12 protein-coding genes are annotated in these 16,659 nt (G+C 45.9%); 6 read left to right on the forward strand and 6 right to left on the reverse strand.

What is annotated here, in order from left to right:
• Positions 1-434: 434 nt before the first annotated feature.
• From nadA to HMPREF9442_RS09680, 4 genes are all read left to right on the forward strand, one after another.
• A complete protein-coding gene (gene nadA, locus HMPREF9442_RS09665) occupies positions 435-1,427 on the forward strand; it encodes a quinolinate synthase NadA (RefSeq protein ID WP_008628038.1) in 993 nt (330 codons plus the stop codon).
• Positions 1,427-1,813 carry a sugar 3,4-ketoisomerase gene (locus HMPREF9442_RS09670; RefSeq protein ID WP_008628039.1) on the forward strand — a complete coding sequence of 129 codons (387 nt, stop codon included), beginning with the start codon at positions 1,427-1,429 and terminating at the stop codon, positions 1,811-1,813. Before nadA ends, HMPREF9442_RS09670 begins: the two co-directional genes overlap by 1 nt.
• On the forward strand, positions 1,806-2,780 hold the full coding sequence (locus HMPREF9442_RS09675; RefSeq protein ID WP_008628041.1) for a GNAT family N-acetyltransferase: 975 nt from the start codon (positions 1,806-1,808) through the stop codon (positions 2,778-2,780). Before HMPREF9442_RS09670 ends, HMPREF9442_RS09675 begins: the two co-directional genes overlap by 8 nt.
• Before the next feature lie 433 nt (positions 2,781-3,213).
• Entirely contained in the window at positions 3,214-4,320 is a 1,107-nt protein-coding gene (locus tag HMPREF9442_RS09680; RefSeq protein ID WP_008628042.1) for a DegT/DnrJ/EryC1/StrS family aminotransferase, read from the forward strand.
• Here the strand turns inward: HMPREF9442_RS09680 and porZ are convergent.
• The 6 genes from porZ to HMPREF9442_RS09710 form a co-directional block, all read right to left on the reverse strand.
• A complete protein-coding gene (porZ, locus tag HMPREF9442_RS09685; RefSeq protein ID WP_008628044.1) occupies positions 4,310-6,616 on the reverse strand; it encodes a type IX secretion system anionic LPS delivery protein PorZ in 2,307 nt (768 codons plus the stop codon). The two genes, HMPREF9442_RS09680 and porZ, sit on opposite strands and share 11 nt — an antisense overlap.
• A gap of 18 nt (positions 6,617-6,634) precedes the next feature.
• Positions 6,635-7,222 (reverse strand): non-canonical purine NTP diphosphatase, encoded by a 588-nt coding sequence (locus HMPREF9442_RS09690; RefSeq protein WP_008628045.1) that lies wholly within the window; start codon positions 7,220-7,222, stop codon positions 6,635-6,637.
• On the reverse strand, positions 7,219-8,262 hold the full coding sequence (locus HMPREF9442_RS09695) for an acyltransferase family protein (protein WP_008628048.1): 1,044 nt from the start codon (positions 8,260-8,262) through the stop codon (positions 7,219-7,221). Before HMPREF9442_RS09695 ends, HMPREF9442_RS09690 begins: the two co-directional genes overlap by 4 nt.
• Positions 8,262-9,152: a YitT family protein gene (locus HMPREF9442_RS09700; RefSeq protein ID WP_008628050.1), complete on the reverse strand. Its 891-nt coding sequence runs from the start codon at positions 9,150-9,152 to the stop codon at positions 8,262-8,264. Before HMPREF9442_RS09700 ends, HMPREF9442_RS09695 begins: the two co-directional genes overlap by 1 nt.
• A 71-nt stretch (positions 9,153-9,223) precedes the next feature.
• Positions 9,224-12,061, reverse strand: a complete 2,838-nt coding sequence (gene leuS, locus HMPREF9442_RS09705; protein ID WP_008628052.1) for a leucine--tRNA ligase — start codon at positions 12,059-12,061, stop codon at positions 9,224-9,226.
• Positions 12,062-12,092: 31 nt separating this feature from the next.
• Positions 12,093-12,617, reverse strand: a complete 525-nt coding sequence (locus HMPREF9442_RS09710; protein ID WP_008628054.1) for a flavin reductase family protein — start codon at positions 12,615-12,617, stop codon at positions 12,093-12,095.
• Between the two features lie 566 nt (positions 12,618-13,183).
• Between HMPREF9442_RS09710 and mutS the strand changes: the two genes are divergently transcribed.
• The gene (gene mutS / locus HMPREF9442_RS09715; RefSeq protein WP_008628056.1) at positions 13,184-15,805 is read left to right on the forward strand and encodes a DNA mismatch repair protein MutS; all 2,622 of its coding nucleotides are present in this window, start codon (positions 13,184-13,186) and stop codon (positions 15,803-15,805) included.
• Positions 15,806-15,809: 4 nt separating this feature from the next.
• Positions 15,810-16,574: an SDR family oxidoreductase gene (locus HMPREF9442_RS09720; protein WP_008628058.1), complete on the forward strand. Its 765-nt coding sequence runs from the start codon at positions 15,810-15,812 to the stop codon at positions 16,572-16,574.
• Positions 16,575-16,659 lie beyond the last annotated feature (85 nt).

Raw genomic sequence — 16,659 nt, forward strand, 5'->3', positions numbered from 1 at the left:
AGATAATAAAACCCATAAAAACTACTTGATAACTCGTTCACAAATCGTAAACAGATTATTGAAAAGAAACTTTGGATTTAGAAAATCAACCGTGTTACAGGAATATTTCAAACCACCAAATAAATTAGTAAAAGATAGAAATGAACTTTAAACCGTATTTTCATCAGATTTATGCAGCCTTTTTCCATTAAAGTTTTTAACTTTGTAGGTTATGAACAACTCGTTAAAAACGATAAAGAACATACGATAATGCATTCAGTTTAAAGAATAAGAGTCCCAAGGCACGTGTTGAAAAGTGACACATTACTCGATACTCCGCTTTGATAACTTAAAAAACAAGTTTCAGGCTTCTTTTTTATCGACACTATCAACAGCCTATCATCATTTACATTAGATTTTTTCAAAAAATAGAAATAAGAATTAATAATATATATATGGTTAAGAAAGAATGGATAGACAAGGGGTTCGTGGATGAACCCATAGCAAAGGAGCTTGATTTGAAAAGTGAAATCAGGGAACTTTGCCGGAAGAAGAATGCCGTCATCATGGCGCATTACTATACGGAAGGAATCATCCAGGATTTAGCTGACTTCGTGGGAGACAGTTTGGCACTGGCTCAAAAGGCTGCCAAGACCGAAGCGGATATCATCGTCATGTGCGGTGTGCATTTCATGGGAGAGACCAATAAGATTCTCTGTCCCGGCAAAAAGGTCTTGGTTCCGGATTTGAATGCCACCTGTTCGCTAGCCGAAAGTTGTCCGGCAGATGAATTCTCGCGGTTTGTCTCGGCACATCCCGGCCATACGGTCATATCGTACGTCAATACCACGGCTGCCACCAAGGCGGTGACGGATGTGGTGGTCACTTCGAGCAACGCCCGTCAGATTGTGGAAAGTTTCCCTTCGGACGAAAAGATCATTTTCGGTCCGGACCGTAACCTCGGCAACTATATCAATTCCGTTACCGGACGTAATATGTTACTTTGGGACGGAGCTTGCCACGTACATGAGAAATTCTCCGTGGAGAAGATATTGGAATTGAAAGAGTCCCATCCCGAGGCCAAGGTGTTGGCTCATCCGGAATGTAAGGGAGCAGTGTTGAAACTGGCGGATGTGGTAGGTTCTACCGCAGCATTGCTGAAATATGCCATCCGCCATGAAGGAAAGGAATTCATCGTGGCCACGGAAAGCGGCATACTGCACGAAATGCAGAAGGCTTGTCCGGAGAAAACGTTCATTCCGGCTCCTCCGGACGACAGTACGTGTGCCTGCAATGAATGCAATTACATGAGGTTGATTACGTTGGAAAAGCTCTATAATACCTTGAAATATGAGTGGCCGGAAATCGTAGTGGATGCGGAGGTGGCGGAAAAGGCTGTCAAACCGATTCACAGAATGTTGGAAATCTCCGAGAAGTTAGGATTGTAATGAAGCGTTTGAAGACTTTTACCGATGAACGTGGTAGCCTTACCGTGGCTGAGACCGGAAAGGATTTGCCTTTTGAAGTGAAGCGGGCATACTGGATTTATGGTGTACCCGAAGGACATGAACGTGGCAAGCATGCCAACCGTATTACCTACCAGTACTTAGTGGCCGTGAAAGGGTGCGTGACAATCGCCTTGGAAGACAAGGACGGACGGCGGACGTATGTGCTCGACGCACCGGACAAGGGGCTTCTCATCCCGCCGCTCACGTGGAACGAGTTGCTGCATTTCTCAGAAGACGCCGTGTTGTTGGTCTTGTCTTCCCAACCTTACCGGCCTGAAATGTATATAAACTCTTACGAAGAGTTCCTGCGTATCATTCATGAATAGAATAGGTGGTGTGGAGATGGAAACCAGATGGGAAATAAAGCGGTATAGCGATGACTGTAAGGAAGAATGGGACGGTTTCGTACGGGAGTCCCGCAACGGGACTTTCCTTTTCATGCGCGGTTATATGGATTATCATGCCGACCGTTTCGCGGACTTCTCCCTTATGGCTTACAGGGACGGACGGCTGCATGCTTTGCTACCCGCACACTGTACGGCGACGGAGTTTTGCAGTCATCGTGGACTGACGTATGGCGGAGTGGTGACGGATGAAAAGATGACGGCTGCGCTCATGTTGGGGTTGTTTGGGGAAATCTTTCGATATTTACGGACGTATACATCGGTAGTCAAGTGGATTTATTCGCCCGTACCTTATATATATGCCCGTTATCCCAGTGAAGAGGATTTGTATGCATTGTACCGCTTTGGGGCACGCCTATCAGGCCGTAAAGTTTCCACGGTCATTCCCTCTGCCGCAGCGTGGGGATTCAGTACGCTTCGGAAACGTAAAGTGAGGTGTGCTTTGCGTGAAGGATTGTCCATCAGGCAGGATGACGATTTTACGTCCTTTTGGGCGGTATTGGAAGGGAATCTGATGGAACGCCACCAGTCGCGTCCCGTGCATACCTTGGAAGAAATCATGTTGTTGCATCGTCGGTTTCCGCAACAGATATTGCTGTACAGGGTTTGCCGTGCGGCGGAGCGTACAGTGGCCGGTTGCGTGTTGTACGTGACGGAAAGGGTGGTTCATGTACAATATATTGGTTCCACTCCCGAAGGAAGGGCGTACGGAGCCGTGGATTTGTTGTTCCACCATTTGATTCACGAGACATACAAGGATGTTTCTTACTTTGACATGGGGACTTCCGTAGAGGAAGGCGGCCGTGTGTTGAATGAGGGGCTGATATTCCAAAAAGAGGGTTTCGGCGGCCGGGCTGTCGTGTATGATACGTACGAGATGGAGGTATGAAAAGTCGTGTAATTTTGTGCGGCAAACGATTTTTCAATCTCCTGTGAATGATTTTCAGATCTGCTGAGAATGATTTTACGATGTGCCGAGGGCTTTATGAACTCCTCTCCTAATAGGTTTTTTGCTTGAAAAAGGCTTCACCCATTCATACTGTTTGGATGACAAGCGGTTAAGGTGAACTTTGTGGGGTGGAAGGGTTCACCGTGCCTTCACCGGCTTTCACCGGAAATGCAGTGCCTGAATGATATAAAAAGTGTTAAGCATTCACTTTAACCGTTTGTCATATAGGGAGTATGAAGGTTCCGTGAATGATAAAATCCTTGTGGTTCCAGAAGTGGTAGAGGTTTGTAAGTAGGGAAATAAAAAGCTTGAAAAATTTCCCTGAAAGAAAAATAGTTGTAATTTAGCTTCCTGAAAAGTTTGAAGTAAAGTAATGGTAAAATATTTGGATTTAAAGAAAATCAATGATTCTTTCGAACCGGAATTGTCGGAAGCTGTAGCACGGGTAGTGCGTTCCGGATGGTATCTGTTCGGGAAAGAGGTGGAGACTTTCGAGCAGCGGTTTGCCCGTTATTGCGGGGTCGGGTATTGCGTGGGGGCAGGGAACGGACTGGATGCCCTTACGCTTATCTTCATGGCTTACGTTAGCATGGGGCGGATGAAGGCGGGAGACGAAGTCATCGTGCCGGCAAATACCTACATAGCTTCCATATTGGCGGTCATGCGCGCCGGACTCAAACCGGTATTTTGTGAGCCTGAATGGGATACTTGCAACATAGACCCCTCGAAAGTGGAAAATTTGATTTCTGTGCGCACAAAAGCGGTCATGGTGGTGCATCTCTATGGCAGGGTGTGCCGGATGGATGAGATAAGCCGTACGGCCCGTAAAAACGGTTTGTTGGTGGTAGAGGACTGTGCGCAGGCTCATGGAGCGGTGTATCGAGGTGTGAAAGCCGGTGCTTTGGGGGATGCCGCAGGATTCAGTTTCTATCCTGGCAAGAATCTGGGAGCTTTAGGAGATGCCGGGGCTGTCACGACCGGTGATAAGGATTTGGCTGAGTGGGTACGCATGTTGGCCAATTACGGTTCTTCAGCCAAATATGTGCATCCATACGTGGGTATCAACAGCCGTCTGGATGAGTTGCAGGCGGCGGTTTTGAATGTGAAGCTCGGACGGTTGGACGAAGATAATGAACACCGTCGCAAAGTGGCTTGCAGGTACATGAAGGAAATCACGAATCCGAAAGTGGTCTTGCCACAAATGTCAACCGATGCGGATGCGCATGTATTCCATATTTTTACGATATTCACTCCTGAACGTGACAGACTACGTGAGCATTTGGAGCATTGTGGCGTGCAGTCTCTGGTACACTACCCTATCCCACCTCACCGGCAAGGTGCATTATCAGCGTACGCTTCGCTGTCATTGCCGGTGACGGAGCGTATTCATCGTGAGGAATTGAGCCTGCCGATGTCCCCTTTATTGACAGACGAGGAAATCAATTCGGTGGTAACCGCCGTAAATACTTTTAATGGATAAAAGTGACGCGGTTCACGATGGCTTTTTTCCCTTCTGCATTGGTGGAGATGATATTGTAGACTCCCGAAGAGACTCTCTTTCCGCTTTGGTTCCGGCCGTCCCAGGTGAACAGACCGCCATTGGCATGGCCGGAATATACCAACTGTCCTGTGACGGTAGTGATTTTGACTTCAGCATTGAAGGTCAGCCCGTCTACTGCGATGACTCCGTTGTAGTCCGGTTTTACGGGATTGGGATACACACGCACGTTGCTTTTATCCAATTCTGCGGCAGGAGTATTGGCATCACTCATATACGATACAAGCCCTAAAAAGGTACCTATCATGACTTCTCCTGTTTGCGGATTGACAGCTATGCTCTGTATTTCATCAGATATGAGCGGAGAGTTTTCCGTAGTGAAATGTTGTAATATTTTCTGCCCGTCTTCGCTTATCAGGTAAACACCGTCTGCACCCGTTCCAATCCATTTCCTGTTGGCTGCGTCAATGGCTATGCTGCTGATATTAACTCCATTGAGCAAGTAGTCGGCATAGTCTGTCCCGTCGTTACGGGCTATTTTGATTTGAGTGAACCTGAAGTCGTCGTTTTGGATAAATTCATCCGGGTCTTCTATGACGAAGAGTCCCTCGTTTGTGCCCACCCATATTTGCTTGTTGAGGTCTTGGGCAAAGCTGTTGAAATAGTAGGGATCATATTGTACTCCGTCCTGGTTGGTGATATCTTTTCTTATTATATGTATATCGTCCGATGTGTCTTCCAAAGTTCCGTGGTAATCCAATACGAAAACGCCAGCTTTATTGGTGGAATTCCTTTTGGAGAGAACCCATAGCCTTCCTTTGTCATCGAAAAACATAGCAGGAAGGTTGGGGGCTTTTTTAAGCTCTTCATAATACAGTTTTGTCCAAGTATTGTCTTTTTTCAATATGGTCAAGATGGTGTCTACTTGGCAATTTACCATCCAAAGGTTACCTTCAGGGTCGTATTGCAAGGCATCGCAGCGTACGTAATTTTCTGGATCGGATTGTACGGGTTGAAGTGTTCTTAGTATGCTATTTGTATAGTCGAACCTCTTTACGAATTTCATGTCTTTAAATTCATAAAGTCCATGGCCAGCCGAAGTTGCAAAATGATGTGTGGGGTCATTGGGATTTTGGGCTATGCTGGATATGTTGTTATAAGATAATCCTGTTTGTTCCGCTATATTGTCTTCACTGAAATTGTACCAGGTTCCATTTTCGTAGTACATTAATGTCCCTTTTCTATTTATACTATTATAGTTCAAATCTCCACCGGCAATGAGCAAACGATTGCCATTGTAGTGCATGTTACAAAAATAGTCGCGGACGGGACTGTTTGGCAGGATGGCAGACTGTGTGGCAGAGAGTGCCTTGCCTGAAAGGACATAAGGTTGCAAGCCTTTTATGCCTTGGCTTGCCCAATATGTACCGTTGCTATAAACTAAATAATTGAATAAATTGTCTTGTCTGACTTCCTGTTTGTCTGTGATGTTGTTGAACAGATAAATACGGGAAGAGTTTCCAGTGAGCATAACATCTTCAGAGCAAGAAAAAAAAGAGTTTGCCCCTTTTATCAAAGCTGTGGCTGTATAGTGTTGTTGGTCAACGATGAACAACCCTGTAGTCTTGTTGAATCCGATTAGCTCATCTTTGAAGAATATTAGTTCGTGGAAAAAGTTACCGCTGATATGTTTCCAATTGTTCTTGTCCAACAAATTGAGTTTCAGATTGCCAATGTGGAAACCGTTTTCTGAACAACAAAGGTAGATGTAATGTGTATCTGCCGTACAACTATGTACGTTCAATTTTAAATCGTATGTAGCTTCGAACTCTTCTTTATCCATATTCACCACGACTATTCCGAAGTTCGTGCATATATATGCTTTTTCGTTTACTACGGAAACATTGTTGATGACGAGGTTGGGATAGTTTTTGTCTTTTAACTGTTTCATGTTGACCACCTCGTTGTCCGGATAGATTAGGTCAATGTTTCCGTTTTCATATACAAGAATAAGCTTTTGGCTTGCACTGCTATATCTTATGAATTGTATTTTAGTGTCGTGCAACCCGTTAAGTCTGTCGAATACGTAGACTTCCGTATCTTCGGTGTTGTAACTGAAAAGATTTCCATTACAAAGAGAATATACTTTATGGCCTACCGGTATATTATAAGTAGATATTTGCAATGCCGGATAAGCTTTCCACGAACCGATAGCCTGTCCGAACGAAATGGCCGTACAACCTATAAAGACGATAAGCCATAAAATATATTTCTTCATAAAATCCGATTTTTAAGTTTAAGATTCTTTTGTAAGATAATCACAGAGGGCAGCTACCGCACGTGCGCGGTGGCTGATGCGGTTCTTGATGTCGCTACCCAGTTCGGCGAATGTGGTATCATAACCGTCAGGTTGAAAGATAGGATCGTAGCCGAATCCGGATTCTCCGCGTTTCTCTTTGGTAATTTGTCCTTTCACGATTCCCTCGAACTGCCTTTCTTCTCCTTTTTCTATTAACGAGATAATGGTGCGAAATTGTGCTTTTCTATTATTTTTTTCTTCCATTTCTTTCAGGAGTTTGTTCATGTTGGCTTGCGAATCATGTCCTTGTCTACCGGCATAACGTGCGGAATACACGCCCGGTGCTCCTCCAAGGCTTTCTACTTCCAGTCCGGTATCGTCGGCAAAACAATCTAACCCGTAATGTTCGTATACGTACCGTGACTTTTGTCGGGCATTGCCTTCAAGAGTGTCGGCTGTTTCAGGGATGTCGGCATGACAGCCGATGTCCGAGAGACTCAGGATTTCGATTCTTTCACCCAATATGGTTCTTATTTCTTCCAGTTTGTGGGCATTGTTGGTAACGAATACAAGTCTTTTTCTCATGGTTGCTTTATCTTTAGTTTCTTTTCAAAGTATGTTCCTCGTCCTATGAGGAAAGGTGTATATTTATTAATGAACATTATTGGAATGTAACAGAGGGCGATAATCAGTAGTGTAAATATCAGGTTGATGGCATATCCTCCATTGTTTATGGCATGTGGCAGCAGAATTTTAAAAGCCCCGATAATATAGTTCTGTAGGGCAAGTATGACAATGGTGTTCTTACCAATCCGTTCTATTGTCTGGCTTGTCTTGACGCAGGCTATTCCTTTTATCAATAGGATATAAGTTGGGAGGATAAGGACGCCATATATGATGGTTAGGATGTCTTTGGCCATACCCGAAAAATAGTTGAAGTAATATATGCCGATAAGTGCTATCATCAGGCAGGAAACGACAAGTGGTAGTTGTCGGACAGAAAGTCTGGAGATGAAGTCCTTGCACAGGTTGGAAAACGCATAGAAAGGTAGGTAAAGCGTTGCCAATGCAAGGTTCCACGGCAGATTATATATACCGAGTATGCTATGCAGCAAAGGGCAGAGCAGGATGATGGTAATAGCCAATGGTTTGGGAAGATATTTCATGAGGAGAAAGTAAATAATCTGTATGCTGAACAAGCAACAGATGAACCAGTAAGGGGCTACGACCAGATAAGGAGTACCGTAGACGAATTCAAATAACGGATACCATAGTGGGACCTCCATGTCTTCCCCTTGGGCAATCTCGCGTCCGAATGTAAGCCATAGGACATAGAAGATAATGAAGAAAAAGGTATACGGAACCAATAGTTGTATGCTTCTGTGCTTTATGAAATATGAAAGAGAAGGGAATTTTTCTATTTTGAAAAGGTATCCTGCAATCATAAAGAAGGCAGGCATTCTTAATAATTGAAGAATATTTCCCCAATATCCTTCTGGATGTTGGGGTATGTGGTAAGAAATAACAAGAATAATAGAAAAACATTTGGCATAATCTATCCATGCTAATCTTTTTTTTCTTTGATCAGCATGGGTAGATGTTATAGCATGATAATCCATTTCCATTATCTTACTTTTATTTTATCGAATCCTTCACCATAAACGCCTACCACATTGCTTTGCGAAACGAAGGCTCTGGGGTCGATACGGTGAATGAGACGGAATATTTCTATGCCTTCCCTTCGTTTGGCCATAACGACCAGTACCTTCCTCGGCTCTTTGCTGTACCATCCTTCGCCGTTAAGAATGGTGACTCCTCGGTCAAGTTGTTTACAAATGGCTTCGGCTATTTCTTCATGTTTATTGGAAAAAATAAGGAACTGTACGGATTGCCGTGCACTGTTCATATAATAATCCAACATAATCATGGAAATGATGAGTACGCAAAATCCGAATACGACTTTTTGCGATTCGTGAAACACAAAGTAGCTGGAAGATACGATGGCAATATCGCAAAACATTAATGCGCGTCCTAAACTGATGTCGCGGTATTTGTTGACAATGGCAGCTATGATATCAGTTCCTCCTGTACTACCGTTACTTAAAAAGACAATGGCAAGCCCTACTCCTTCGCAGCATGCTCCAAGCACACAGGCCATAAAAGTCTGGTCGCCTAAAATCGTAGGAAGTTGTCCGCTTTCGTCAGACAAAAGTTTTTGGAAAAGGTCAAATTCAAATGTCAGGGCTAATGTACCTACAATCGTTTTTAAACAGAAACGGAAGCCTAATATTTTGATGGCAGCGATAAGTAAGGCTGCGTTAACCAAGAAATAAGTATATTGTACAGGAAAACCTGTGGCGTAATATATGATAGCGGATACACCGGATAATCCACCGGTTGTAATTTGGTAAGGTAAGATAAAAGCGGTGAATCCTAACGCGTAAATAGTAAGTCCTATAAAAAGACTAATGTAATCTTTGGTTTCTTGCCAAATATCTTCTTTTGAGTATTTCATATTTATTGAATACAAAGATTTTTATATAGGAGACTACTTGACAAACAAGTAGTCTCCTAAAAGGTTTGACACTATTTTAATACTATATTTACGATACGTTTCGGTACGATAATGACCTTAACTATTTGCTTACCTTCTGTATATTTTTGGGTTTGTTCGTCGTTCAGTACCGTCTTTTCAATGGAAGCATTGTCTGCATCTGCAGGGAAATCCAATGTGAAACGAGTTTTTCCGTTGAAGGAAATGCTCAGTTTCATGCTGTCTTCTGTCAGGTACTCTTCCTTCCATTCAGGCCATAGGGCATCGCATACGCTCTTTGCCTCTCCCAAGGCGTGCCACAATTCTTCTGCGATATGCGGAGCAAAGGGAGCCATAAGGGTGACCAACGTACGAAGAATGCCCAGGTTATGGCATTTTTGTTGGGAAAGTTCATTCACGCAAATCATGAATGCACTGATAGAAGTGTTATAAGAGAAGGCTTCGATGTCCGCCGTGACTTTTTTGATAAGCTTATGCAGCGATTTCAATGACTCCTTGTCGGCTTCTCCTTCCGTGGGCAGGAAATTACCTGTCCGGTCGTAGAACAAGGCCCAGAACTTTTTCAGGAAACGATGGCAACCGTCGATGCCGTTGGTATCCCAAGGTTTGCTTTGTTCCACTGGCCCGAGGAACATTTCATACAGGCGGAGCGTGTCGGCTCCGAACTTCTCTACTATCATATCCGGATTGACCACATTGAACATACTCTTGCTCATTTTTTCAATGGCCCATCCGCAGATGTATTTGCCGTCTTCCAGGATAAATTCCGCATCGTGATACTCCGGCCGCCAGTTACGGAAAGCTTCGATGTCTAGCACGTCGCCCGATACGATATTGACATCCACATGCAGGGGCGTAGTATCGTATTGGTCTTTCAGGTTTAGCGAAACGAACGTGTTGGTATCCTTGATACGATACACAAAGTTACTCCGTCCCTGTATCATTCCTTGGTTAATGAGCTTTTGGAACGGTTCTTCTTTGCAACTGTAACCCAAGTCATGCAGGAATTTGTTCCAAAAACGACTGTAAATCAGATGGCCGGTAGCGTGTTCCGTACCGCCTACGTATAGGTCTACGTTTTGCCAGTAAGCATCCACGTCCTTGTCTACCAGTGCATGGTCGTTTTTCGGGTCCATGTATCGGAGATAATAGGCAGAACTGCCTGCAAATCCCGGCATGGTGTTCAATTCCAACGGGAAAACCGTTTGGTGGTCGATGTGTGAGTTTTCCGTCACGCAACGGTTCACGGTATCCCATGCCCATTTCGTGGCATGTCCCAATGGCGGTTCCCCGCTTTCCGTGGGGAGGAATTTGCTGACTTCCGGTAATTCCAACGGCAGGCAATCTTCGGGAATCATGTAAGGCATTTGGTCTTTGTAATATACAGGGAACGGTTCGCCCCAGTAGCGTTGGCGGCTGAAAATGGCATCGCGCAAGCGGTAGTTAACCTTTACCCTACCCAATCCATGCGTTTTGACATACTCTTTTGTGGCTGCAATGGCTTCCTTGATGGTCAATCCGTTGAGCGAGAAATCAATATAGGGAGTCACTCCGGTGCGTGGCGAATTGGTTACGATTCCTTCTTTGGCATCGAAGCTTTCCTCACTCACGTCACAGCCTTCCACCAACGGGATGATAGGCAAGTTGAAATGTTTGGCAAAGGCATAGTCACGGCTGTCGTGCGCCGGTACGGCCATGATGGCTCCCGTCCCGTATCCGGCCAACACATAATCACTTATCCAGATAGGGATGTTTTCGCCCGTGAAAGGGTTGATGGCGTACGAACCCGAGAACACACCGGTTACGCGGCGGTCGGCGATACGTTCACGTTCCGTACGTTTTTTGGTGGCATCAAGATAAGCTTCCACTTCCGTCTTCTGGCCTTCGGTGGTAACTTCTGGTACCCATTCGCTTTCGGGAGCCAATACCATAAACGTGACACCGAACATGGTGTCGGCCCGTGTGGTAAAGATTGTGAATTCCTTATCGCTGTCTTTTATTTTAAATTGCACTTCCGTGCCTTCAGAGCGTCCTATCCAGTTGCGTTGTGTCTCTTTCAATGAATCCGTCCAATCCACCGTATCCAACCCATCCAATAAGCGTTGGGCGTATGCACTGACACGTAGGCACCATTGGCGCATCTTTTTCTGAACGACGGGATAACCTCCGCGTTCGCTCACGCCGTCCACTACCTCGTCGTTGGCCAACACCGTACCGAGTTTCGGACACCAGTTCACCATCGTTTCGCCCAAATAGGCGATGCGGTAATTCATGAGCGTCTCCTGCCGTTTCTTTTCGTCCATGGCTTTCCATTCTTCGGCAGTGAACCGCAGTTCCTCGCTACAAGCCACGTTCAAGCTTTCCGTACCCTTTTTATCAAATGCCTTTATCAGTTCTTCAATAGGGCGTGCTTGCTGCCTGTCATTGCAATAATAACTGTCGAACATCTTTTGGAAAGCCCATTGCGTCCAGTGGTAATAGGCCGGGTCACAAGTACGTACTTCCCTATCCCAGTCGAAGCAGAAACCAATCTTGTCCAACTGTTCACGGTAGCGGTTGATATTGGCTGCCGTGGTAACGGCCGGATGTTGCCCGGTCTGTATGGCATATTGCTCGGCCGGAAGTCCGTAAGCATCGTATCCCATGGGATTCAATACGTTGAATCCTTGCAAGCGTTTGTAACGTGCGTAAATATCCGAAGCGATGTAACCTAACGGGTGTCCTACATGAAGCCCTGCACCACTGGGGTAAGGAAACATGTTGAGCACGTAGAACTTCTCTTTGCTATTGTTTTCCACAACTTTGTAAGTCTGGTGCTCCACCCAATATTTCTGCCATTTCGGCTCTATTTCCCTAAAATTGTATTCCATGTTATATATTGATATTTTTATTTTAATCTGTTTATAGAATGATGTCGTTTATCCACGCGCCGGTGATTTCCACAATATACATTTTATGGTAACCGCCTTGTTTGCCGTACCATCTTCCGTTGAGCGATGGGTCGAGGAAAGCTTCGGGAGCCAAGTTGCCGGCATACAACTTCCTGCCGGCCAAAGCAAGCCGTGCCTGTTCAAAAGTTACGCATTTGCCTTCTTCAAGGGGATATGGCGTAAGTCCGCTTTCGAGTGTCTTGTCTATATCCCGTCCGGATTTTGAACCGCACAAGTTATATACTTCACGCGCCTTGGGTGATTTCCCAAAGAAAGAGAGCGTCATGAAGTCGTTGTTTTCCGTAAACTCAAAAGTATAGCGTTCGGGACGAATGAATACGAAAGCTACAGGTTTGTTCCATAACCACCCTACTCCGCCCCATGATGCGGTCATCATGTTATATCGGTTGGCATCACCGGCACAGACCAACATCCATTCTTTGCTGATCGTTTCGAAAAAATTCTCCGTAAGTTCAGAGACTTCTACCTTTTTCATCTCTTTTCTCTTTATAATAAGGTACAAAGATAGTGAAAGGCGAGTGCAGAGACAAATGAAAACGCAGTTTTCTGATTTGTCTTTGCCGAGCCGCCTCCTATTTTCGTGGAAACAAATATACGGATTTTACATGTCGCAGCGAATTTTTTCAGGATATTCCTTGACGTAAATCAAGAAAAAGAGGCATAATGGGAATATTACGTCCGAAAGCATGCGGCTTTCAGGAATATCGCGTAACTTTGCATTGTCTTAAAACAAGAGACGATATTGAAAGCATCGTGAGATGCAGATAGGTTAGGTATTAGATTGAGGTAAAAAAGATTGTTACAGTATAATGTTGAGCATAGGACTGCGTGAGGCAGTGGTTTAATAGGAAAAGCAAACGAATAGTTCGTTGAGTGTTTATGAGAAAAATTTTGAGAGATTAAAGATTTGTTTGTCGGGGCTTTCCTCTTGTGATTTGAGGGTTGTCCCGTTTTTCGTATCTTGTAGAAAAACAGAATAATCCATTTCAAATCAAAAAAAATAATCGTATTTTTGTGGTTCATTCTAAAAAGTTAGCGATTATGGCAAAAGAAGGGTTGACCCCGATGATGAAGCAATTTTATGATTTGAAAGCAAAACACCCCGATGCGATTATGTTGTTCCGCTGTGGGGATTTCTATGAAACTTATTGTGAAGATGCCGTCGTTGCTTCTGAAATATTGGGTATTACCTTGACAAAACGTAGTAATGGCGGAAGGAATGGAGAGCCTGTGGAAATGGCCGGATTTCCTTACCATGCTTTGGATACGTATTTGCCTAAACTCATCCGGGCAGGGCGGCGTGTGGCCATTTGCGACCAGTTGGAAGACCCTAAGCTGACCAAGACATTGGTGAAGCGTGGAATTACGGAATTGGTGACTCCCGGAGTTTCAATGAATGACAATGTATTGAGTTACAAGGAAAACAATTTCCTTGCCGCTGTGCATTTCAATAAGAATGTTTGTGGCGTAGCCTTTTTGGATATCAGCACGGGAGAGTTTCTCACGGCAGAGGGTACGGCTGAATATGTAGACAAACTCTTGGGGAATTTTTCGCCGAAAGAAGTGCTTTTCGAGCGGGGAAAACGGAATCTGTTTGAGGGTAATTTCGGAACAAAGTTTTTTACGTTCGAGTTGGATGACTGGGTCTTTTCCGAACGTTCGGCCACGGAAAAGCTGCTGAAGCATTTCGAAGTGAAAAATCTGAAAGGCTTCGGCATCGACCATTTGAAATGCGGCATCGTGGCATCGGGTGTTATCCTGCAATATTTAGAGATGACCCAACACAGCCAGATCGGGCATATCACGTCCATTTCGCGCATCGAAGAGGAGCGTTACGTCCGTTTGGATAAATTCACCGTGCGCAATCTGGAATTGTTGAATTCCATGGTAGACGGTGGTAATTCGCTGTTGGGCGTGATAGACCGTACGATTACCCCGATGGGTGCCCGCTTGATGCGCCGTTGGATATTGTTTCCGTTGAAAGACGAGAAGCCGGTCAACGAGCGTTTGGATGTGGTGGATTACTTTTTCCGCGAACCGGAGTTTAAGGAACTGGTTAGCGACCAGTTGCATCTGATGGGCGATTTGGAACGCATCATTTCCAAAGTTTCCGTAGGACGGGTGTCGCCACGCGATGTGGTGCAACTGAAAGTGGCCTTACAAGCCATCGAACCGATTAAGATAGCTTGCGAGCATGCTTCGGACGAGACTTTGAAGAGGATAGGGGAACAGTTGAACCTCTGTGCTTCCATCCGCGACCGCATAGCCCGCGAAATACAGAACGACCCGCCTTTGTTGGTCAACAAGGGGGGAGTGATAGCCGAAGGAGTAGACCGTGAATTGGACGAGCTTCGCCATATCGCCTTTGAAGGTAAGGATTATCTGCTGAAGATACAGCAAAGAGAAACGGAACTCACCGGAATCCCGAGCCTGAAGATTTCTTATAACAATGTCTTCGGGTATTATCTGGAAGTGCGGAATACCCATAAGGACAAAGTGCCTGCCGATTGGATACGCAAGCAGACGTTGGTGAATGCCGAGCGTTACATTACCCAGGAACTTAAGGAATACGAAGAAAAGATTATGGGCGCACAGGATAAAATCCTTGTGCTCGAAACGAAGTTGTATAATGAACTGGTGTTGGCCTTGGCCGAATTCACGCCGGCCATCCAGATTAATGCCAATTTGTTGGCACGGTTGGACTGCCTGCTGTCTTTTGCCCAAGTGGCACAAGACAACCGTTATATCCGTCCGGTGATTCAAGATGACGATGTGTTGGACATCAAGCAAGGGCGTCATCCGGTGATTGAAAAGGAGTTGCCGGTAGGGGAGCAATATATTGCCAACGATGTCTATCTGGACACGGAGAAACAGCAAATCATTATCATTACGGGTCCGAATATGGCCGGTAAGTCAGCTCTGTTGCGCCAGACTGCCTTGATTACGCTTATGGCCCAGATAGGTTGCTTCGTTCCGGCCGAATCTGCCCATATCGGATTGGTGGACAAGATATTCACCCGCGTGGGGGCAAGCGACAATATTTCCATGGGCGAGAGTACGTTCATGGTGGAAATGAACGAGGCGGCCAATATCCTGAATAACATATCCTCGCGCAGCTTGGTGCTTTTCGACGAGTTGGGGCGTGGCACGTCTACGTACGACGGCATCAGCATCGCGTGGGCTATCGTGGAATACATCCATGAAAATAAAAAAGGGAAGGCAAGGACACTCTTCGCCACGCATTACCATGAGCTGAACGAGATGGAGAAGCTGTATTCCCGCGTGAAGAACTACAACGTGTCGGTGCGCGAAGTGGACCAGAAAGTCATCTTTCTGCGTAAGTTGGAACGGGGTGGAAGCGAGCACTCCTTCGGTATCCACGTGGCCAAGTTGGCAGGCATGCCGAAGAGCATCGTGTCGCGGGCGAATACCATATTGAAGGAACTGGAATCTGCCAACAGCAAGGATGTGATGAAAAACAGCCGTGGGGCAAAGCAGGTCATGCAGGCGGACAACGGTGTGCAGCTTAGCTTCTTCCAACTGGACGACCCGGTGCTGTGTCAAATCCGGGACGAGATATTGCATCTCGACATCAATAACCTGACGCCTGTGGAGGCTCTGAACAAATTGAATGACATTAAACGTATCGTAACAGGAAAATAGGACAATGGAAAAGAAAACTGTATTGATAACCGGCGCTTCCTCGGGAATAGGAGAGGGATGCGCCCGCAAGTTCGCCATGAACGGGCATCGGTTGGTTCTGAACGGCCGTAACGTGGAGAAACTGAATGCCGTGAAGGCGGAATTGGAGGAGAAGTATGGGGCCGAAGTATGGCTGTTGCCGTTCGATGTGCGCGACCGTGCCGCTGCCCGTGCTGCCTTGGATTCTCTTCCCGAAGAGTGGAAGGCCATAGACGTGTTGGTGAACAACGCCGGTCTGGTCATCGGGGTGGATAAGGAACACGAAGGAAGCCTCAATGAGTGGGACGTGGTGATAGACACCGACGTGAAAGCCCTTTTGGCCATGACGCGCCTCGTGGTGCCCGGCATGGTGGAGCGGGGCAGGGGGCACGTCATCAACATGGGGTCCATTGCCGGAGACTATGCTTATCCCGGCGGGAGCGTGTACTGTGCCTGCAAGGCGGCGGTGAAGGCCCTGTCGGACGGTTTGCGTATAGATTTGGTGGATACTCCCGTACGTGTGACGAACGTCAAGCCCGGATTGGTGGAGACGAACTTCTCCGTGGTGCGTTTCCGTGGCGATAAGGCTGCGGCCGACAACGTGTATGAAGGGCTTCGTCCGCTCACGGGCGACGATGTGGCCGAGGTGGTTTACTTCGCCGCTTCCTTGCCCGAGCATATCCAGATAGCCGAAGTGTTGGTCATGCCTACCAACCAGGCCACAGGCACGATAGCTTACCGCAAGAAATAAGAGATTCATGTACCCGATACTTTCCTGCCCTGAGGTACAGGACAGTATTTTAACGAAAACGGGCTAACCTCGTAAATGAAGTTAG

The organism is Paraprevotella xylaniphila YIT 11841 (assembly GCF_000205165.1).
In the GTDB taxonomy this organism is placed as follows: Bacteria; Bacteroidota; Bacteroidia; order Bacteroidales; family Bacteroidaceae; genus Paraprevotella; species Paraprevotella xylaniphila.

What these genes read in the sequence shown, in the direction of transcription:
- HMPREF9442_RS09700 (WP_008628050.1), bottom strand. Translation starts at nt 9,152, where the DNA reads ATGAAATACTCAAAAGAAGATATTTGGCAAGAAACCAAAGATTACATT.
- HMPREF9442_RS09720 (WP_008628058.1), top strand. Translation starts at nt 15,810, where the DNA reads ATGGAAAAGAAAACTGTATTGATAACCGGCGCTTCCTCGGGAATAGGA.
- HMPREF9442_RS09670 (WP_008628039.1), top strand. Translation starts at nt 1,427, where the DNA reads ATGAAGCGTTTGAAGACTTTTACCGATGAACGTGGTAGCCTTACCGTG.
- HMPREF9442_RS09695 (WP_008628048.1), bottom strand. Translation starts at nt 8,262, where the DNA reads ATGGAAATGGATTATCATGCTATAACATCTACCCATGCTGATCAAAGA.
- HMPREF9442_RS09675 (WP_008628041.1), top strand. Translation starts at nt 1,806, where the DNA reads ATGAATAGAATAGGTGGTGTGGAGATGGAAACCAGATGGGAAATAAAG.
- porZ (WP_008628044.1), bottom strand. Translation starts at nt 6,616, where the DNA reads ATGAAGAAATATATTTTATGGCTTATCGTCTTTATAGGTTGTACGGCC.
- nadA (WP_008628038.1), top strand. Translation starts at nt 435, where the DNA reads ATGGTTAAGAAAGAATGGATAGACAAGGGGTTCGTGGATGAACCCATA.
- HMPREF9442_RS09710 (WP_008628054.1), bottom strand. Translation starts at nt 12,617, where the DNA reads ATGAAAAAGGTAGAAGTCTCTGAACTTACGGAGAATTTTTTCGAAACG.
- HMPREF9442_RS09690 (WP_008628045.1), bottom strand. Translation starts at nt 7,222, where the DNA reads ATGAGAAAAAGACTTGTATTCGTTACCAACAATGCCCACAAACTGGAA.
- HMPREF9442_RS09680 (WP_008628042.1), top strand. Translation starts at nt 3,214, where the DNA reads ATGGTAAAATATTTGGATTTAAAGAAAATCAATGATTCTTTCGAACCG.
- mutS (WP_008628056.1), top strand. Translation starts at nt 13,184, where the DNA reads ATGGCAAAAGAAGGGTTGACCCCGATGATGAAGCAATTTTATGATTTG.
- leuS (WP_008628052.1), bottom strand. Translation starts at nt 12,061, where the DNA reads ATGGAATACAATTTTAGGGAAATAGAGCCGAAATGGCAGAAATATTGG.